Origin of the sequence: Deinococcus rhizophilus (genome assembly GCF_030271215.1) — a bacterium.
Taxonomy (GTDB): domain Bacteria; phylum Deinococcota; class Deinococci; order Deinococcales; family Deinococcaceae; genus Deinococcus; species Deinococcus rhizophilus.
Genome location: NZ_JASNGB010000367.1, coordinates 1 through 679, shown reverse-complemented (window position 1 = coordinate 679; position 679 = coordinate 1). Strand labels below are relative to the sequence as shown.

The 679-nt window shown below is 73.5% G+C and carries 2 protein-coding genes; one reads left to right on the top strand and one right to left on the bottom strand.

Features of this window, described 5'->3' with window-relative positions; all coding sequences use genetic code 11:
• Positions 1-463 (top strand): HNH endonuclease (locus tag QOL99_RS17380; protein ID WP_285525667.1); only part of this gene is annotated, 463 nt, incomplete at its 5' end.
• On the opposite strand, the gene QOL99_RS17375 is transcribed toward QOL99_RS17380, so the two are convergent.
• On the bottom strand, positions 460-679 hold a 220-nt coding region (locus tag QOL99_RS17375; protein WP_285525665.1), incomplete at its 5' end, for a hypothetical protein. The genes QOL99_RS17380 and QOL99_RS17375 overlap by 4 nt on opposite strands.

Sequence of the window (679 nt, the reverse complement as noted above, 5' to 3'; positions counted from 1 at the left end):
GGTCTCGCGCGGGGAGGTGTTCGCTCGCCTGAGCGCGTCCCCGGAAGCCCGCACGCCCCTGACCTGGGAACGGCACCAGGTGCGGCTGCTGATGCTCGGGGGCCAGGACTTTTTCTGCCCCTGGACCGGTCATCCCCTCTCTCCCACCCGCTTCGACCTCGACCACATCATCCCGGTCTCGGTGCACCCGATCGGTGAACTCTGGAACCTGGTGCCCAGCGATCCTGGCCACAACATGCACGTCAAGAGGGCACGCCTGCCCGGCCCCGAGCGCTTCGCCCGGGCGTGGCCGCACCTCACCCGGACCTACGCGGCGTATGCGGGCTGGTCGGCCACGGCGGCGGTGCTGGAGCACGACGTGACGGGGCGCTTCGGATATCCCCTGGCTCCACCCGACTTGCCCCATGCCGTGGCGCGGCTGAGCGAGGCCGTCGCCCAGGCCCGCAACGTGCCCCGCTACTAGAGGTCCTCCAGGCCCGCGCGCACCACCTGGCGCGCCCACTCCGGAGCCTCCGCCAGGAACGCCCCCAGCGCGGCGTGGAGCCGCTCGAGGCTGGCGCGTCCCTCGTGCCACTCCCCGGGGGAGCCCGGACGCGCCTGGACCCGGCTCCCCCGCACCGGGGCGAGCAGCGTCTCCAGGCTGAGCGCCGCCTGCGCCCGCTGGTCGTCGTACACGTGG